Origin of the sequence: Streptomyces lanatus (assembly GCF_014655715.1) — a bacterium.
GTDB lineage: Bacteria > Actinomycetota > Actinomycetes > Streptomycetales > Streptomycetaceae > Streptomyces > Streptomyces lanatus.
In genome coordinates, this window is the sequence record NZ_BNBM01000001.1 from 904,458 (window position 1) to 918,558 (window position 14,101).

General features: G+C 68.5%; 12 protein-coding genes. 7 read left to right on the forward strand and 5 right to left on the reverse strand.

Annotated features, from left to right (window positions below):
• Nucleotides 1-8 precede the first annotated feature (8 nt).
• From IE325_RS03980 to IE325_RS03990, 3 genes are read right to left on the reverse strand one after another with little or no spacing between them, the layout of a single operon-like run.
• Complete coding sequence (locus tag IE325_RS03980) at nt 9-884, reverse strand: carbohydrate ABC transporter permease (RefSeq protein ID WP_373315079.1); 876 nt, start codon at nt 882-884, stop codon at nt 9-11.
• Complete coding sequence (locus IE325_RS03985; protein ID WP_190068221.1) at nt 881-1,888, reverse strand: carbohydrate ABC transporter permease; 1,008 nt, start codon at nt 1,886-1,888, stop codon at nt 881-883. Before IE325_RS03985 ends, IE325_RS03980 begins: the two co-directional genes overlap by 4 nt.
• Entirely contained in the window at nt 1,885-3,234 is a 1,350-nt protein-coding gene (locus IE325_RS03990; protein ID WP_190068222.1) for an extracellular solute-binding protein, read from the reverse strand. The genes IE325_RS03985 and IE325_RS03990 overlap by 4 nt, the downstream gene beginning before the upstream one ends.
• Nucleotides 3,235-3,642: 408 nt before the next feature.
• Between IE325_RS03990 and IE325_RS03995 the strand changes: the two genes are divergently transcribed.
• Together IE325_RS03995 and IE325_RS04000 are read left to right on the forward strand one after the other, a co-directional pair.
• A complete protein-coding gene (locus IE325_RS03995) occupies nt 3,643-4,656 on the forward strand; it encodes a hydroxyacid dehydrogenase (RefSeq protein WP_190068223.1) in 1,014 nt (337 codons plus the stop codon).
• Between the two features lie 367 nt (nt 4,657-5,023).
• Nucleotides 5,024-6,112 (forward strand): LacI family DNA-binding transcriptional regulator, encoded by a 1,089-nt coding sequence (locus IE325_RS04000; RefSeq protein ID WP_190068224.1) that lies wholly within the window; start codon nt 5,024-5,026, stop codon nt 6,110-6,112.
• 90 nt (nt 6,113-6,202) lie between these two features.
• Here IE325_RS04000 and IE325_RS04005 read toward each other — a convergent pair whose 3' ends face one another.
• Complete coding sequence (locus IE325_RS04005; RefSeq protein ID WP_229911635.1) at nt 6,203-6,661, reverse strand: hypothetical protein; 459 nt, start codon at nt 6,659-6,661, stop codon at nt 6,203-6,205.
• Between the two features lie 252 nt (nt 6,662-6,913).
• On the opposite strand from IE325_RS04005, the gene IE325_RS04010 reads away from it, so the two are divergent.
• The gene (locus tag IE325_RS04010) at nt 6,914-8,191 is read left to right on the forward strand and encodes a WD40 repeat domain-containing protein (protein ID WP_229911636.1); all 1,278 of its coding nucleotides are present in this window, start codon (nt 6,914-6,916) and stop codon (nt 8,189-8,191) included.
• Nucleotides 8,192-8,239: 48 nt separating this feature from the next.
• On the opposite strand, the gene IE325_RS04015 is transcribed toward IE325_RS04010, so the two are convergent.
• Nucleotides 8,240-8,572: a hypothetical protein gene (locus IE325_RS04015; protein WP_190068225.1), complete on the reverse strand. Its 333-nt coding sequence runs from the start codon at nt 8,570-8,572 to the stop codon at nt 8,240-8,242.
• A 638-nt stretch (nt 8,573-9,210) separates the two neighbouring features.
• Here IE325_RS04015 and IE325_RS04020 point away from each other — a divergent pair.
• From IE325_RS04020 to IE325_RS04035, 4 genes are read left to right on the forward strand one after another with little or no spacing between them, the layout of a single operon-like run.
• Nucleotides 9,211-10,548: an ABC transporter substrate-binding protein gene (locus IE325_RS04020; RefSeq protein ID WP_190068226.1), complete on the forward strand. Its 1,338-nt coding sequence runs from the start codon at nt 9,211-9,213 to the stop codon at nt 10,546-10,548.
• 10 nt (nt 10,549-10,558) lie between these two features.
• Nucleotides 10,559-11,443 (forward strand): carbohydrate ABC transporter permease, encoded by an 885-nt coding sequence (locus IE325_RS04025; protein ID WP_190068227.1) that lies wholly within the window; start codon nt 10,559-10,561, stop codon nt 11,441-11,443.
• Nucleotides 11,443-12,372, forward strand: a complete 930-nt coding sequence (locus IE325_RS04030) for a carbohydrate ABC transporter permease (RefSeq protein ID WP_190068228.1) — start codon at nt 11,443-11,445, stop codon at nt 12,370-12,372. Before IE325_RS04025 ends, IE325_RS04030 begins: the two co-directional genes overlap by 1 nt.
• Nucleotides 12,369-13,970, forward strand: coding sequence for a glycoside hydrolase family 43 protein (locus IE325_RS04035; RefSeq protein WP_190068229.1), 1,602 nt, complete (start codon nt 12,369-12,371; stop codon nt 13,968-13,970). Before IE325_RS04030 ends, IE325_RS04035 begins: the two co-directional genes overlap by 4 nt.
• The last annotated feature ends 131 nt before the right edge of the window (nt 13,971-14,101 follow it).

Here is a 14,101-nt window from a genome sequence, read left to right on the forward strand (position 1 = left end):
GAGGTGGGCTACTTGAGCCCGGACGTGGACATTCCGGCGACGAAGCCGCGCTGGGCGACGAGGAAGATCAGCAGGATCGGGACGACGTACATCACGGAGGCGGCGGCCTGGAGTTCGGGCACCGGCGTGCCGCCCTCGTTGACGTACGCGGTCATCACGGCGACGGCGAGCGTGGTGCGGTCGGTGGACAGCAGCAGCTGCGGGGCGATGTAGTCGCCCCAGGTCCAGGTGAAGGCGATGATGAAGCTCGCGGACAGCACCGGCCAGGACTGCGGCAGGAAGATCCGCCAGAAGATCGACGTATGGCCGCAGCCGTCCACGATCGCCGCCTCCTCCAGCTCACGCGGCAGACCCGCGAAGAATTGCCGGAAGAGGAAGACCAGATACGGCGCGGAGGCCAGCCCCCACAGCACCCACGGCCAGTACGTGTCGACCATGCCGAGCTTGGCGAAGATCAGGTACGTCGGCAGCAGGGTGACCATCTGCGGCAGCATCATCGAGCCGAGCAGCACCCCGAACAGCACCTTCTTGCCGGGCGCGTCGAGCCGGGCGAAGCCGAAGCCGACGAAAGCGGAGCTGAGGGTGACGAGCGCGGCATAGAGGAGGGCGATGATCAGGGAGTTGCGGGCATAGCCGAGGAAGTCGATCTGGGTGAAGGCGTCGGTGAAGTTGTGCCACTGGAAGGTGTCGGGCAGCCAGTGCACGGGGGACGCGGCCAGTTCGCCCTGGGTCTTCAGGCCGGAGAGGACCAGCCAGCCGAAGGGGCCGAGGAAGAGTCCCGTGACGGAGACGAGGACGGTGTAGAGGGCGAGGCGCCTGGTACGCACCCTCACCCGCACGGGTATGCCGGCGGTGGTGGCCGTCGTGGCGGTCGTGGCGGTCACTTCTTCGCCTCCGGGTCGACGTTGTAGAACACCACGCCGGACGTGAACTTGAAGATGAGTCCGGTGGCGATGAGGATCAGGACGAAGAGCACCCACAGCAGCGCGGAGGCGTAGCCGTAGCGGCCGAGCGCGAAGTACTGCGCGAAGACGTGCATCATGTAGAGGTAGTTGGACTGCGGGATCGTGGTGATGCCGCTGGTGTCCTGGAGCGGGGCCAGCAGCATCGGCATGATCGTCTGCACCGAGGCGATCATCCCGGTCACCGTCTGGAAGAGCAGGACGGGCGACAGCAGAGGCACGGTGATACTGCGGAAGGTGCGCCACGCGCTCGCCCCGTCGATACGGGCGGCCTCGTGGAGTTCCCGGGGTACGTCCTGGAGCCCGGCCAGCGAGATGATCATGACGTTTCCGGCGCTCCAGAGCACCGTCATCAGCAGTACGTAGCGGACGTAGGGGTCGGCGAGCCAGCCGATGGCCTCGAAGCCGAAGAAGGTCATGACGCCGTTGGTGGCGCCGGAGTTCGGGTCGAAGAGCAGCTTGAAGGCGAGGCCCGCGCCGACCGGCGGCACCACGGCGGGCAGATACAGCAGGGTGCGGAAGACACCGCGCGCCTTGATCGGCCGGTTGACCAGGACGGCGAGGGCGAGTCCTGCTGCGATCGACAGCGGTACTGAGGTCACCGCGAACAGGCCCGCGCGCCCCAGGGCGTCCCACGTGACCGGGTCATTGAACAGCTCGCGGTAGTTGCCGAGTCCGACGTACTTCCAGTTGGGCGAGATGCCGTCGAACGTGGTGAAGCTCAGCCACAGCGCGTACGCCATCGGCGCGATCGTCAGCAGCAGGAACCCGATGATCCAGGGCGAGGTGAACAGGTAGAACGCCCGGTGCCTGCGCGCGGTCATCGAGAGCCGCCGCCTGCCCGTGGCCGGTGCGCGTCCGGCAGCGCTCGCCGCGGCGCGGCCGCTGGGCCGGTCCGCGACCGGGGACATCTGATCGACCGTCATCCCACCTGCTCCTTACCGCGCTTCAGCTGCTCGTTGATCGCCGAGTTCAGGCTCCCTGCGAGGGTGTCGACGGAGATCTGGCCCTTCATCGCGGCGGGGGCGATCTGGTTGAAGAGGGCGTCGATCGCGTCCGCCCTGGTGTACGGGGTGAAGGAGACGACCGAGAAATGCTTCAGCTCGTTCTCCTGCACCTTCAGGACCCGCTTCTGGTACTCCTCCTGCGCCGGCATCAGCGGCCGCAGCGACTTCAGCGACGGAATGCCCCAGCCGCCGGAGGCACGCGCCTTGGCCGGTGCCTCGCCGAAGAACCACTCGAATACGCGCCACGCGGCGTCCTTGTTCTTCGCCCCGCGCGGCATCCACAGCCCGGTGCCGCCCTGACAGGCACTGATCCGCTCACCGCCCGCGAACACCGGGGCCGGCGCCAGCCGGGACACCTCCGCCAGCTTCTTCTCGGGGTAGATCATGCCGCCCAGCCAATAGCCGGAGTTCGACATGCCGAGCCGCCCGGCCTGATAGGTGGGCCCGTCCCAGCCGTTGGGGTCGGGCTGGATCTGGCTCGGGCCGACCTTGGTCTTGCAGTAGTCGATGTACCAGGTCAGCGCCTTGCGGGCCTCGGGCGTGGTGAAGTCGACCCGGGAGAAGTCATCGCTGAAGAGGCTGCCGCCGGCGGACGCCGTCATGGTCGTCAGGAGCGTGGACCGGGTCAGGCCGTTGAAACTGCCGCCGAACACGGTGGTCTGGCCGCTCTTGCGCTGCACGAGCCGCTTGGCGTTCTCCAGCCACTCCTCGTACGTGATCGGCTCGAGCTCCGACGGGTAGTCGACGCCCCCCTTGTCGAACGCCGAGGTGTTGTACCAGAACATGGAGTCCTGGGAGAAGTCCTTGGCCATGCCGTAGCGCGGGCCCTTGCCCTGGGTACGGCCGTCGAACCGCCACAGGTCGTTCACGGGGTCGAGGTCGTCGAGCTTGAGGACGTCGCTCCGGGCGAAGTAGGGGTCCAGGTCCTGTGCCACGTCACGCGCCGCGAAGTACGGCAGGTCCACGGCACCGACGCCGCGCACCAGGTCGGGCGGGTTGCCGCTGGTGAGCATCGCGATCAGCTTGGTGATGTCGTACTTCACCAGGGCGATCTTGATGCCGAGTTCCTTCTTCGCCTGCTGGACCTGCTCCGGGAGGATGTCCCCGGAGTTGACCATCACGGTCACGGTCTCGCCGGAGCCGCTGACGCCGCTCGACACCTGCATCGCGCAGCCGCTCAGCGCTGCAGCGCCGGCCGCGGCGCCACCTGCGGAGAGACTCAGAAATCGGCGGCGGCTCACGGAGGCACCGGCCTGTGGGCGCATGAGCGCACCACCTCCTGCTTGGTTCGTTTGAACCCGTTGCCGGTGAATCCTTGGCAACCGGTTGCTGTGCATTGGGGCAGAGCTTCTGCCGGACGGGAAACGGCGTCAAGAGCCTTGGCGAACTTTCGAAAAGACTCCGAGGGGCCGTAGAAGGAAACCGGTTGCCGACATCGGGGACGATGCCAGGGGCTCGTGAGGGTGCATGACCAGCTCCCGGAAACCGCTTTCAACCCGCCCTCTGCGCAGGTCCGAGGCACCAGGGGCAACACAGGAGACCCCGCTCCGCAACAAGCCCCCCACCACGGCGATTGACCGACTCCCCCGGCAGATCTACGGTAGAAGGCGCTTTCAGAAAATGTTTCCACTCCACAGCGTCAGTCACGTCTCAACCAGTGCCTCAGGAGAGCTATGCCCAGCCCCCACCTGCCGAGGGCCGTGTTCGCGATGGATCCGGTGCACCTCCCCCTGCTCTTCCCGCCGCCGCTCATGGCCCGGCTGAGGAAGGCGGCCGAGATCGACCCGGAGCTCGTCGTACGGGACTTCACCGACCCCGCCGCGGCCGAGGCCCTCGCCCGGACCGAGGTGCTCGTCACCGGCTGGGGATGCCCGCACCTCGACGCCGACGTCCTCACCGCCATGCCCGCGCTGCATGTCGTGCTGCACGCCGCCGGCTCGGTCCGCTCGCTGGTCGGCGACGCGCTGTGGAAGGCCGGCGTCTCCGTGTCCAGCGCCGTGACCGGAAACGCGCTGCCGGTCGCCGAGTACACGCTCGCGATGATCCTGCTCGCCGGGAAGGACACCTTCCGCCACCGGGAGCGCTTCCGCACCACGCACACCTATCCGACGCAGGCCGAGACCGCCGGCACCGGCAACGTCGGCCGTCGCGTCGGCGTCATCGGAGCGTCCCGGGTCGGCAGACGCCTGCTGGAGCTGCTGCGACCGTTCGACTTCACGGTGCTGCTGCACGATCCATACGTCAGCGCGGGCGAAGCGGCCGAGCTGGGCGCGGAGTTGCTGTCCCTGGAGGACCTGCTGCGGCACAGCGACATCGTGAGCCTGCACGCGCCGGACATCCCGGAGACGTACCGGATGCTGGACGGGGGGCGGCTGGCTCTCATCCGGGACGGTGGGGTCTTGATCAATACCTCGCGGGGGGCGCTGATCGATCCCGAGGCGCTGACGGATGAGCTTGTTTCCGGGCGGGTGCACGCGGTGCTGGATGTGACCGAGCCGGAGCCGCTGCCCGCGGGGTCGCCGCTGTACCACCTGCCCAACGTCTTCCTCACACCGCATATCGCCGGGTCGCTCGGGAACGAGCTGGAGCGGCTGGGGCGGATCGTGGTGGAGGAGCTGGAGCGGGTGGCGGGTGGGAGAGCGCTGGAGCATGAGGTGCGGAGGGGGGATTTGGCTCGGGTGGCTTGAGGGGGGTGGGGTTGGTTGGGTCGGGGCGGGTTGGGGTGGGGTCGGTTGGGGTGGCCTGACTTGCCGGGCCTTGCAGCTGGCGTGCCGAATGTCTGGGTCGGTCGCCTTCGGGGGCGCCACATGTCGGTGTCGAGAGGCCGATCGTGCTCGGCGCTTCGCGCCTCCGCGCGTTCGGCCTCTCGACACCGACGCGCCCCCTGCGGCTCCCTCCCGGCCGGCGCGTGGGCTCAGTGGGAGTTGGTGGGCCGTTGCTCGGCGTCGGATGGGTGCTGGGGGCCTGAGTGGGGCGGGGCAACGGCTGTCCTGGTCCTCGGTAAACGATGGGATACGGTTTCCGTGAGGTGGGCGAGGGTGAAGGAGCCGCAGGGTGAGTCAGCGCAAGGCGGCCGGTGACGTCGGCCGGGCCACCATCCGGGACGTGGCGGAGCGCGCCGGGGTCTCGGTTGCCAGCGTGTCGCGGGTGCTGTCCGGCAACTACCCGGTGTCGGAGGATCTGCGCCGACGGGTGATGAAGGTCGTCCGGGACCTGGACTACGTCACCAACGCCCACGCCCGCTCGCTGGCCGGCGGCGGCACACCCACCGTGGCGATCCTCATCAACAACATCACCGGCGCCGCCTTCGCCCATGTGGCGAAGGGCGTGGAGGGCGCCGCCACCCTGCGCGGCTGGCTCTCGCTCGTGGGGACGACCGGGGACGACCCGGAGCGGGAGCTCGCGCTCGTCAACCTCATGCGCCAGCAGGGTGTCGCGGCCGTGGTGCTGCTGGGCGGCGCCTACGACTACGACGAGTACCAGCTGCGCATGGCCAGGTTCGCCCGCTCGCTGGACGCGGCCGGGTCCCATCTGGTCCTCGTCGGCAGGCCACCGCTGGAGGGCGACGTACCGGCCACGACCGTCGACTACGACAACGAGGGCGGCGCCTACGCCATGGCCAGCCACCTGCTGTCGGCCGGGCACCGCAAGGTCCTCGTGCTGCCTGGTCATGCCGAACTCACCACCGCACAGGGCAGGTTGAAGGGCGCACGGCGGGCCTTCGAGGCATACGGCGTGCCCTTCGACCCGGGCATGGTGCGACACGGGCCGTACGACTACGAGCACGGCTACGAGGCCGTGGAGACGGCCCTGGAGGAAACCCCGGACTTCACGGCCGTGCTCGCGGGGACGGACGTGGTCGCCGCCGGCGCGATGCAGGCCCTGCGCACGGCGGGCCGGCGAGTGCCGGAGGACGTGTCGATCGTCGGCTACGACGACATCCCGCTCGCCTCCCAGCTCACCCCCCAACTCACCACCGTCCACGTGCCGTACGAGGAGATGGGCCGCGTCGCCCTCCGCGCCGTCGCCGACCGCCGCGAGGGCACCGGGGGACGCCGCAAGGGCGGCGACGGCGACCATCTGGTGCTGGGCACCCATGTCGTCGTACGCAACTCGGTGCGGCCGCCTCTCCGACAGGACTGACGCCGCTGGGCCGGCCGGCAGGGGCTTCACCGCCCTGTGTGACGCCCCCGTCCTCCGACTCCGGGAGGCGGGGGCGTCGTCGTACCTAGCTCACGTCTGGCACTGCTTCGTCGCGGCTCCGGTCCAGTTGCTCCAGGCCCCGCCGGCCGGCCTCACATGGACCCGGATTTCGGCGGTGGCGTTGACGGGGCCGCAGACACGGTCGGAGTTGCCGATCTCGATCGGGCCGATCGTGGACCTACGCTGGACGACCGTGCGGCCGTTGCCGAGCTTGACCCAGTGGCCTCCTTCGCGGATCCGGAAATACGCTTCGTAGTCGACGTAGGAGGCGTGGGCGCGGGAGTTGGTGATGACGGCGTGGGCGGTGATGTTCCGCATGAAGACGCGACCGTCCTTCCACCGTTCGGCGGAGATACAGCCCTGTGCGCCGATGTTCTGGGTCGAGACCGCGCCTCCGCAGGCAACGGCGGCGGCCTGGGCGTCTGCCGGCAGTGCCAGCGCGGTCAGCAGGGCTGCTCCTGCCGTGGCGGCGAGTCGTTTCAGTTTCATGGGTTCCTCTAGGTCGGGGAGTGGCGAAGACCAGACTGCCAGTCAGACCATGCGCCGGTACTCGTTCCATGGCTTTGCGGCGGTCGGCATCCCGGTCCTCCACGGCTCCGGATCGTCAGCGGTGATCTCCTCCCGGACGCTCACGGTGGCCGCCGTGAATGCGTCCAGGCCCTCCCGCGGACGGCGATCTCTCTGTCACCCAGTTTCGGGCCCGGCCCCGGCACCGTGACGCGCGGGAACTACCGTGTCGGAGTGAATCCTGTTGACGTCGAGGTCGTGGCATGTGTGCGGGTCGGTGGCGGGCACCCGGTCGAGCGGTTGGCCTGCCATCCACGGCTTCCCCTGATCGCCGGTCTCGACTCTGCACGTCCCGCCGTCCACATCTGGGGCTGCGAGGCCGGCCGGCTGCGAGAACTCGGCTCTGTCGGCGCCGAGTCGAGTCCCTACGGCGATGCCGTCGGCTGGGAGCGGATGGAGCGGACGCCCGCTGTGGCTTGGCATCCGGATCTGCCGCTCCTCATCGTGTCGGGTGAGGGGGGCGTGGTCCGGTGGACTCCTCGCGGGGTCTCCGGCGTGGAGGGGCTTCCCCCCGGTGCCGGCTACCGCGCCCTGGCATTCGGGCCGGGCGGTGGGACGTTGTGGGCATCGCCGTCGTCCGGCGCTGAAGACGGTGCATGGGACAGCTCCGACGTACTCGACCTCGATACCCGAACCATCGGCACCGGCCCGCGTTGGGACACCGGAGTTGCGGAGCATCCCGCCGGCGGGTTGGTGGCCACGCTCGCCAGTGATCAAGGCGCGACGCTCGTGCTCTTCGCGCGGGTCGACCAGGGGACCGTGCCCGCGACGATGCGGGTGCTGCGGCGGGCGTTGATATTGGACGCCGACGGCTACGAGACGCCGGTCTTCAGCCCGGACGGACGCCATCTCGCGGTTCGCGGCAACGCCTACGACAATTCGCTGGAGGTGTTCGAGTTCCCTTCGCTCCGGCGTGTTCTGGCGACGACTCTCGGCGAGCCCAGCCCGGGCTATCCCTACCCGCCGGAGTGGCTCGAGCAGATGCGCGCGTGGTCGCGTCACAACATCGCGTTCGGTTCTTCCCGGCCTGGTGTGCTCTGGGTCGGAACGCCCACCGGGACGGTCGTCGAAGTCGACGTCGGGACCCGGCAGGCGGTCGAGTTCGACGTGCCGGGCGGCTCCCCGGTCTCCGGGCTGAGCACCACGGCGACCGGCGAGCTCGTCATCGCCGGCGGTGGAGGCGATCTGATGCTCGTGTCCGTGCGCTCCGGGTCCGAGAAGACCCCTGGCACGGGCGGCGGCGAGAAGGCGACGGCGGCAGTCACCGCGTTCCTGGACGCCACCTCCGAGATCCCTGACGACGGCGACCTGGAGACGCACCTCGTCGTGACCGACGGGACCCGCACCTGGGAATCGGATGACCTGGAATCCGTGACGACCGCGACCTCGACAGATCCGACCTGGCTGCGACTCCAGGCCGCCATCAACAACGCCGACCGCGATCGGGCGTAGGGCGTAGACAGTCCGCCCTACGCAGTGTTGAAGAACGCCCAGCCCTGGTCAGCGGCCGACCGCCCAAACCCGTACGGCCGCATCACCGCACCCCACCGTGACCGCCACGGTCCGCCCCTCCAACTCGGCGAGCTGAACGCCCAGCGCCCCGCCCTCATGCGTGTCGACCGGCCCTCCGAGGGCGTGGCCTCCCTCCAGGTCCCACGCGCGCAGCACGCTGGTGAAGTCCCGGTCGGGGTAGGGGGCGTAGGTGCAGGTGACGGCGATCGGCTCGCCCCACTCTCCGCTGTCGATGTCCCCCAGGACGACGCTGCCGCATCCCCCGGCGCCGACCACGCGAGGGCGACCGCCCACGTTCGTCAGGCCGACAGCCGACAGCATCTCCCCGCCCTCCGCCAACTCCACATCGGTGCAGCACCGGACGTTGCCCGAGCATCCCGGTCGCCGCGGTGCGATCGCACCTGGCGTTGAGTTCCGCGGTACATGCCGCGGCGTCGCCGCCGGCGATGTCCCACAGCGCAACGGCCTCCGCCTCGGGGGAGACGAGGAACAGTGACCGTCCGGGAAGTTCCAGCGTGCCGACCGTGTCCACGTCGAAGTCGTAGTCATCGGCGAAGGCACGGACCGCGCCGTTTTCCAGGTCCCACGTCATGGGCGTGAACTCCAGGGCCGCGCACTGACAACACCCTCCGAGCCATGTCGCCGCCCTCCCTTCAGCTCTCCGTTACGTAATCGGTTTCCGATCATTTTCGCAGACGATCCGAGCCCGGAAGAGCGCCGCCCAGACACTCCGGCACGCCCAGCCGATCCCATCTGACCTGCCAATTCACCCCACCGACCGCACCGTCCAACCAACACACCCGCCCCGCCCCTCCTCCCCACCCACGGCAACAAACTGCCGCACACCCCTTGCTATGACTCGATACGTCAGCCTACGGTCCCTGCAACCGCTTACTACAGCTTCCGCCTGGTCGGGTCGCCATCCCCGAAGGCTCTCCGATTCCGAAGGATCACGTCAGATGAACGTCACCAGCCCCCGGAGAAGGTTCGCCTCCGCCGCAGTCGCGGGAATCGCTCTGACAGGTCTGCTCGCCGCCTGCGGCGGGAACGACTCCCAGGACTCCGGGTCCAAGGGGTCCGGCCCGGTCACCCTCGACTTCTGGGGGTGGGCCAACGGCCAGGAGGCCGTGGTCAAGGCGTTCAACGCCAGCCACAAGGACGTCCAGCTCAAGTACACGAAGGTCACCGACCAGCTGACGATGCAGAAGCAGCTGACCAACGCCGTGAAGGCGGGCAACGCGCCCTGTCTGCTGCAGAACACCGGTGAATATGTGACCAGTTGGGTGTCGCAGGGCGCCCTCGCCGACATCACCGAGTATGTCGAGGGCGACAAGGACAAGTTCAACGCCGGGTCGTGGGCGACCGGGCAGGTCCAGGGCAAGGTGTACGGCGTGCCGACCGCCTCGGCGCCCGCCTTCACCATCTACCGGACCGACATCTTCGAGAAGTACGGGCTCAAGGCACCCACGACCTGGGACGACTTCATCGCCGCGGGCAAGGAGCTGAAGAAGCACGGCATCAAGATCACCAACTATGCCGGTGAGGACCCGAGCACCCTGGAGGTGCTGGCGATGCAGGCCGGGGCGCACTGGTACCGCATCGACGGCGGCTCCTGGGCGGTGGACTTCCAGGACGAGGGCACGCTCAAGGCCGCGAAGGTGATCCAGGAGATCGTCGACAACGATCTGAACTCCAAGCTGTCCTTCGCCGATTACGCCGCCGTGCAGCGCAATTACGACAACGGCGGCACCGCGACCCGGCAGATCTCCACCTGGCAGATGTCCGGCATGGTGCAGAACTTCACCAAGTCCTTCGGCAAGTGGGCGCTTTCGCCCTGGCCGACCTTCAAGGGCGAGGCGGCCAAGACGCCGGCCGGAACCAATCAGAGCGGCAATCTGACGCTGGTGACCGAGGACTGCGAGAACAAGGAGCAGGCCGCGAAGGCGGCGCTGTGGATGTCCACCGACACCGGCGCCGTGAAGACCATGGCCAGTCCGGAGACCGGCAGTGGTGTGATGCCGGCGCTGGCGGACAGCGACTCGTATGTCTCCGAGGCGATCTCCGAGAAGCTGCTCGGCAAGAACTACGAGCCGGGAGAGAAGGTCGTGACGGACAGCCTGGGGACGGTCACCACCGACTGGACCTTCGGGCCGAACTGGACTGCGATGTTCACCGAGATGCAGGACCAGTGGGCGAAGGTCGTCAGCAAGGAGCAGAAGGTCACCGACCTCCTGGCGCATATGCAGGAGTGGACGGTCGCCGACCTGAAGCAGCGCGGTATCAGCGTCAAGGGCTGAGGCACACTCGATGATTCGCTCCCAGCGCTGGAAGGGCGCCGCGTTCACGGTGCCCTTCCAGCTCGGTTTCGCTTTCCTCTATCTGCTCCCGATCGGCTACGCCATCTACCAGTCGCTGTTTCTGCAGAAGCAGTCGGGGCTGGGACTGGGCGGTGCGACCACCGAGTTCGTGGGCCTGGAGAACTACCGGCACGGGCTGACCGATTCGGCGTTCCTGTCCTCCATCCTGCGGGTGGTGCTGTTCGCCTGTGTGCAGATCCCGTTCATGCTGCTGATCAGCCTGCTGCTGGCGCTCTTCCTGGACGCGGTCACCACGAAGGCGGCCGGGCGGTTCCGGATCCTGCTGCTGGTGCCGTACATGATCCCGGGTGTGGTCGCCGCCATCGTGTGGATCAATCTGTACAGCCCGGAAGTGGGGCCGCTGAGCCCGCTCGGCGAGGTCTTCGGGTTCGACTGGAACTTCTTCGCGCCGTCGATGGTGTGGCCGGCCATCGGCAATCTGCTGACCTGGCACGGCATCGGCTACAACATGGTGATCATCTACGCGGCGCTCCAGGGCGTGCCCCGTGAGCTGTTCGAGGCCGCGCGTCTCGACGGCGCCTCGGAGCTGCGGATCGCGCTGAGCATCAAGATCCCGTTCGTGCGCGGCGCGCTGGTGCTGACCGCGCTGCTGTCGATCATCCAGATGCTGCAGATCTTCAATGAGCCGGCGCTGTTCCGGAACGTGACCCCGCAGACCGTCAGCGACAGCTTCACCCCGATCATGATCATCTACAACCAGGCGTTCAACGCCGGCAACTACCACTACGCCGCGGCCCTTTCGGTGCTGCTCGCCCTGATCCTCGGCATCGCCTCCTTCCTCTTCTACCGGCTGACCTCGAAGGAGGCGGACTGATGGCGCTCACCGAGAAGACCGGGCGGAAGCACGGCGCGGACCGGCCGCCGACCCGCCCCGTCCGGCGGCTCACCCGCCCTGATCCGGCCGCGCGCTCCCGGGGCGGTCAGCGTTTCCTGCTGCTCGGGCTGATCCTGGCCAGCGTGTACAGCCTCTTCCCGGTGTACTGGCTGACGGTCGCCGCGACCAAGGACCGGGTGGGCCTGTACCAGAGCAACGGGCTCTGGCTCTCCGGCTGGCATCTGTGGGACAACGTCCAGCAGGTGTTCACCTACGACGACGGCATCTTCCTGCGCTGGACCGCCAACTCGTTCCTGTACGCCGGTGTCGGCTCCGCCGGCGGCACACTGATCGCGCTGGCCACGGGGTACGGTCTGGCCCGCTTCGACTTTCCCGGGCGGGGTGCCGTGTTCGCCTGTGTGGTGGGGTCGTTCCTGATCCCGATCGCGCTGCTGACGCTGCCGCTGTATCTGCTGTTCTCGGCGATCGGGCTGGTCGACACGCCCTGGGCGATGCTGATCCCCTGTCTGATCAACCCGTTCAGTGTCTATCTGGCCAAGGTCTACACCGAGGCGACCATTCCGTTCGAGCTGCTGGAGGCGGCCCGCATCGACGGCGCCGGTGAGCTGCGGATCTTCTTCAGCATCGTGCTGCGGATGATGACGACGGGCGGGGCGACCGTCTTCCTGCTCGCCTTCGTCAACACCTGGAACGCCTTCTTCCTCCCGCTCACCGTGCTGCGCGGCGAGGAGAACTGGACCCTCAACCTGGGCCTGTACAACTGGTCCGGCAAACGCCTGGAGTCCGGCGTCGACGTCACCAGTCTCGTCCTGACCGGCGCCCTGCTGTCCATCATCCCGATGGCGATCATGATGGTCGCGATGCGCCGCTACTGGCGCACCGGCGTCACCCTGGGGGCCCTGAAGTGACCGTCCTGCGCAATCCGGTCATCCGAGGCTTCGCCCCCGACCCCTCCATGGTCCGGGTCGGCGACTGGTACTACGTGGCGACCAGTTCCTTCGAGTGGTTCCCGACGATCCCGATCCACCGCTCCCGGGACCTGGCCCACTGGGAATACGCGGGCCATGTCCGGGGCGCGGCCCCCGGCGACTCGCTGGCCGGTGTGCCCGACTCGGGCGGCATCTGGGCGCCCTCGCTGAGCTGGGACGGTGAGCGCTTCTGGGTGGTCTACTCGGTGGTGCGGTCGGTCGGCACGCCGTACTTCGATGTGGACACGTATGTCAGTACGGCCCTGGAGGCCGGCGGCAAGTGGTCGGAGCCGCGCCGGCTGCCGAGCCATGGGTTCGATCCGGCGCTCTTCCATGAGGAGGGCCGGCTGTGGCTGCTCAACCTCCAGAACGACCATCGGCCGGGCGGGCGGCGCTTCGCGGGGATCGTGCTGACCGAGCTGGACCGGGAGACGCTCGGCCCGCTCGGGGAGACTCAGCTGCTGCTCCAGCATGAACGGCTCGTCGAGGGGCCGAAGTTGGTGCGCCGGGGCGACTGGTACCACCTGGTCCTGGCGGAGGGCGGCACCGGGTTCGAGCACGGGGTGCTGATGGCGCGCGGTCGGGCGGTCACCGGGCCGTACGAACTCGACGACCGCCCGCTGCTGACGTCCCGGGACGATCCGTCGCTGCCGTTGCAGAAGGCCGGTCATGGCGAGCTGGTGCAAATGGCGGACGGGGAATGGGTGTTGAGCCATCTGGCGGCCCGCCCCTTGAACACGCCGGACGGTCCGCGCTGCACGCTGGGGCGGGAGACGGCGATCCAGGCGGTCGTCTGGGACGCGGAGGGCTGGCCGAGGTTGCGGCACGGGGGTTCGCATCCGGCGGTCGAGGTGGACGTGGCGACGCCGCCTGTCGAGACGGAGGAGGAGTCGATATCTCAACTCACGGTTCCCGAAGACCCGTTGGGCTGGCCCTGGAGCACCCTGCGCGGCCCCGCCGACCCGAGCTGGGCCGATGCCACCACCCGGCCCGGCTGGATCCGGTTGCGCGGTCGGCACGGTCCCGAGTCGCGGTGGGCGCACAGTCTGCTGGCGCGGCGGATCACCGAGCACCGCGCGGAGGCCGAGGTGACGGTTCAGGCGCGGCCCCGGTCCTTCACGCAGGCCGCGGGGCTGGTCCTGCGGTACGACTCGGAGTCGTATCTCAGCCTCGACCTCACCTGGGCGGAGCCCGTGTGCGAGGAGCAGTGCGGGCAGCAGTGGCGGGGTGAGGGCCGTACGGTGCTCGCTCTCACGGAGCGGGAGGAGTCGGGCACCCGGCGGGTGACCGAGGTGGAGGTGGCCGCGGAGGCGCCGTTGACCTTGGGGGTGACGGTCGACGAGGGGCGGGCCCGGTTCTGGTACGTCCACGAGGGCGTCCGGACGCCGGTCGGGCCGCCGTTGGACTTCACGCAGCTGTCCGACGACCACGGCTCCAGGCTGCGTTTCACCGGGGTGATGGCCGGTGTCCACGCCGTGGATCTCGTCGACGCGTCGTTCACGGCCGACTTCACGGGATTCCGCCTGATCTGCTGGTAGCCCGGGGTGTGTTCGAAGTTTCGAAAGTCGTCTCCCGAGTGGTCCTGAGAACTCCGGGCTCTTCCGGACTCGGCGCGGCGAACCTAGGGTAGGAAGCGCTTACTGTTTCCGTGCTGGTCGAAACTTTTCAT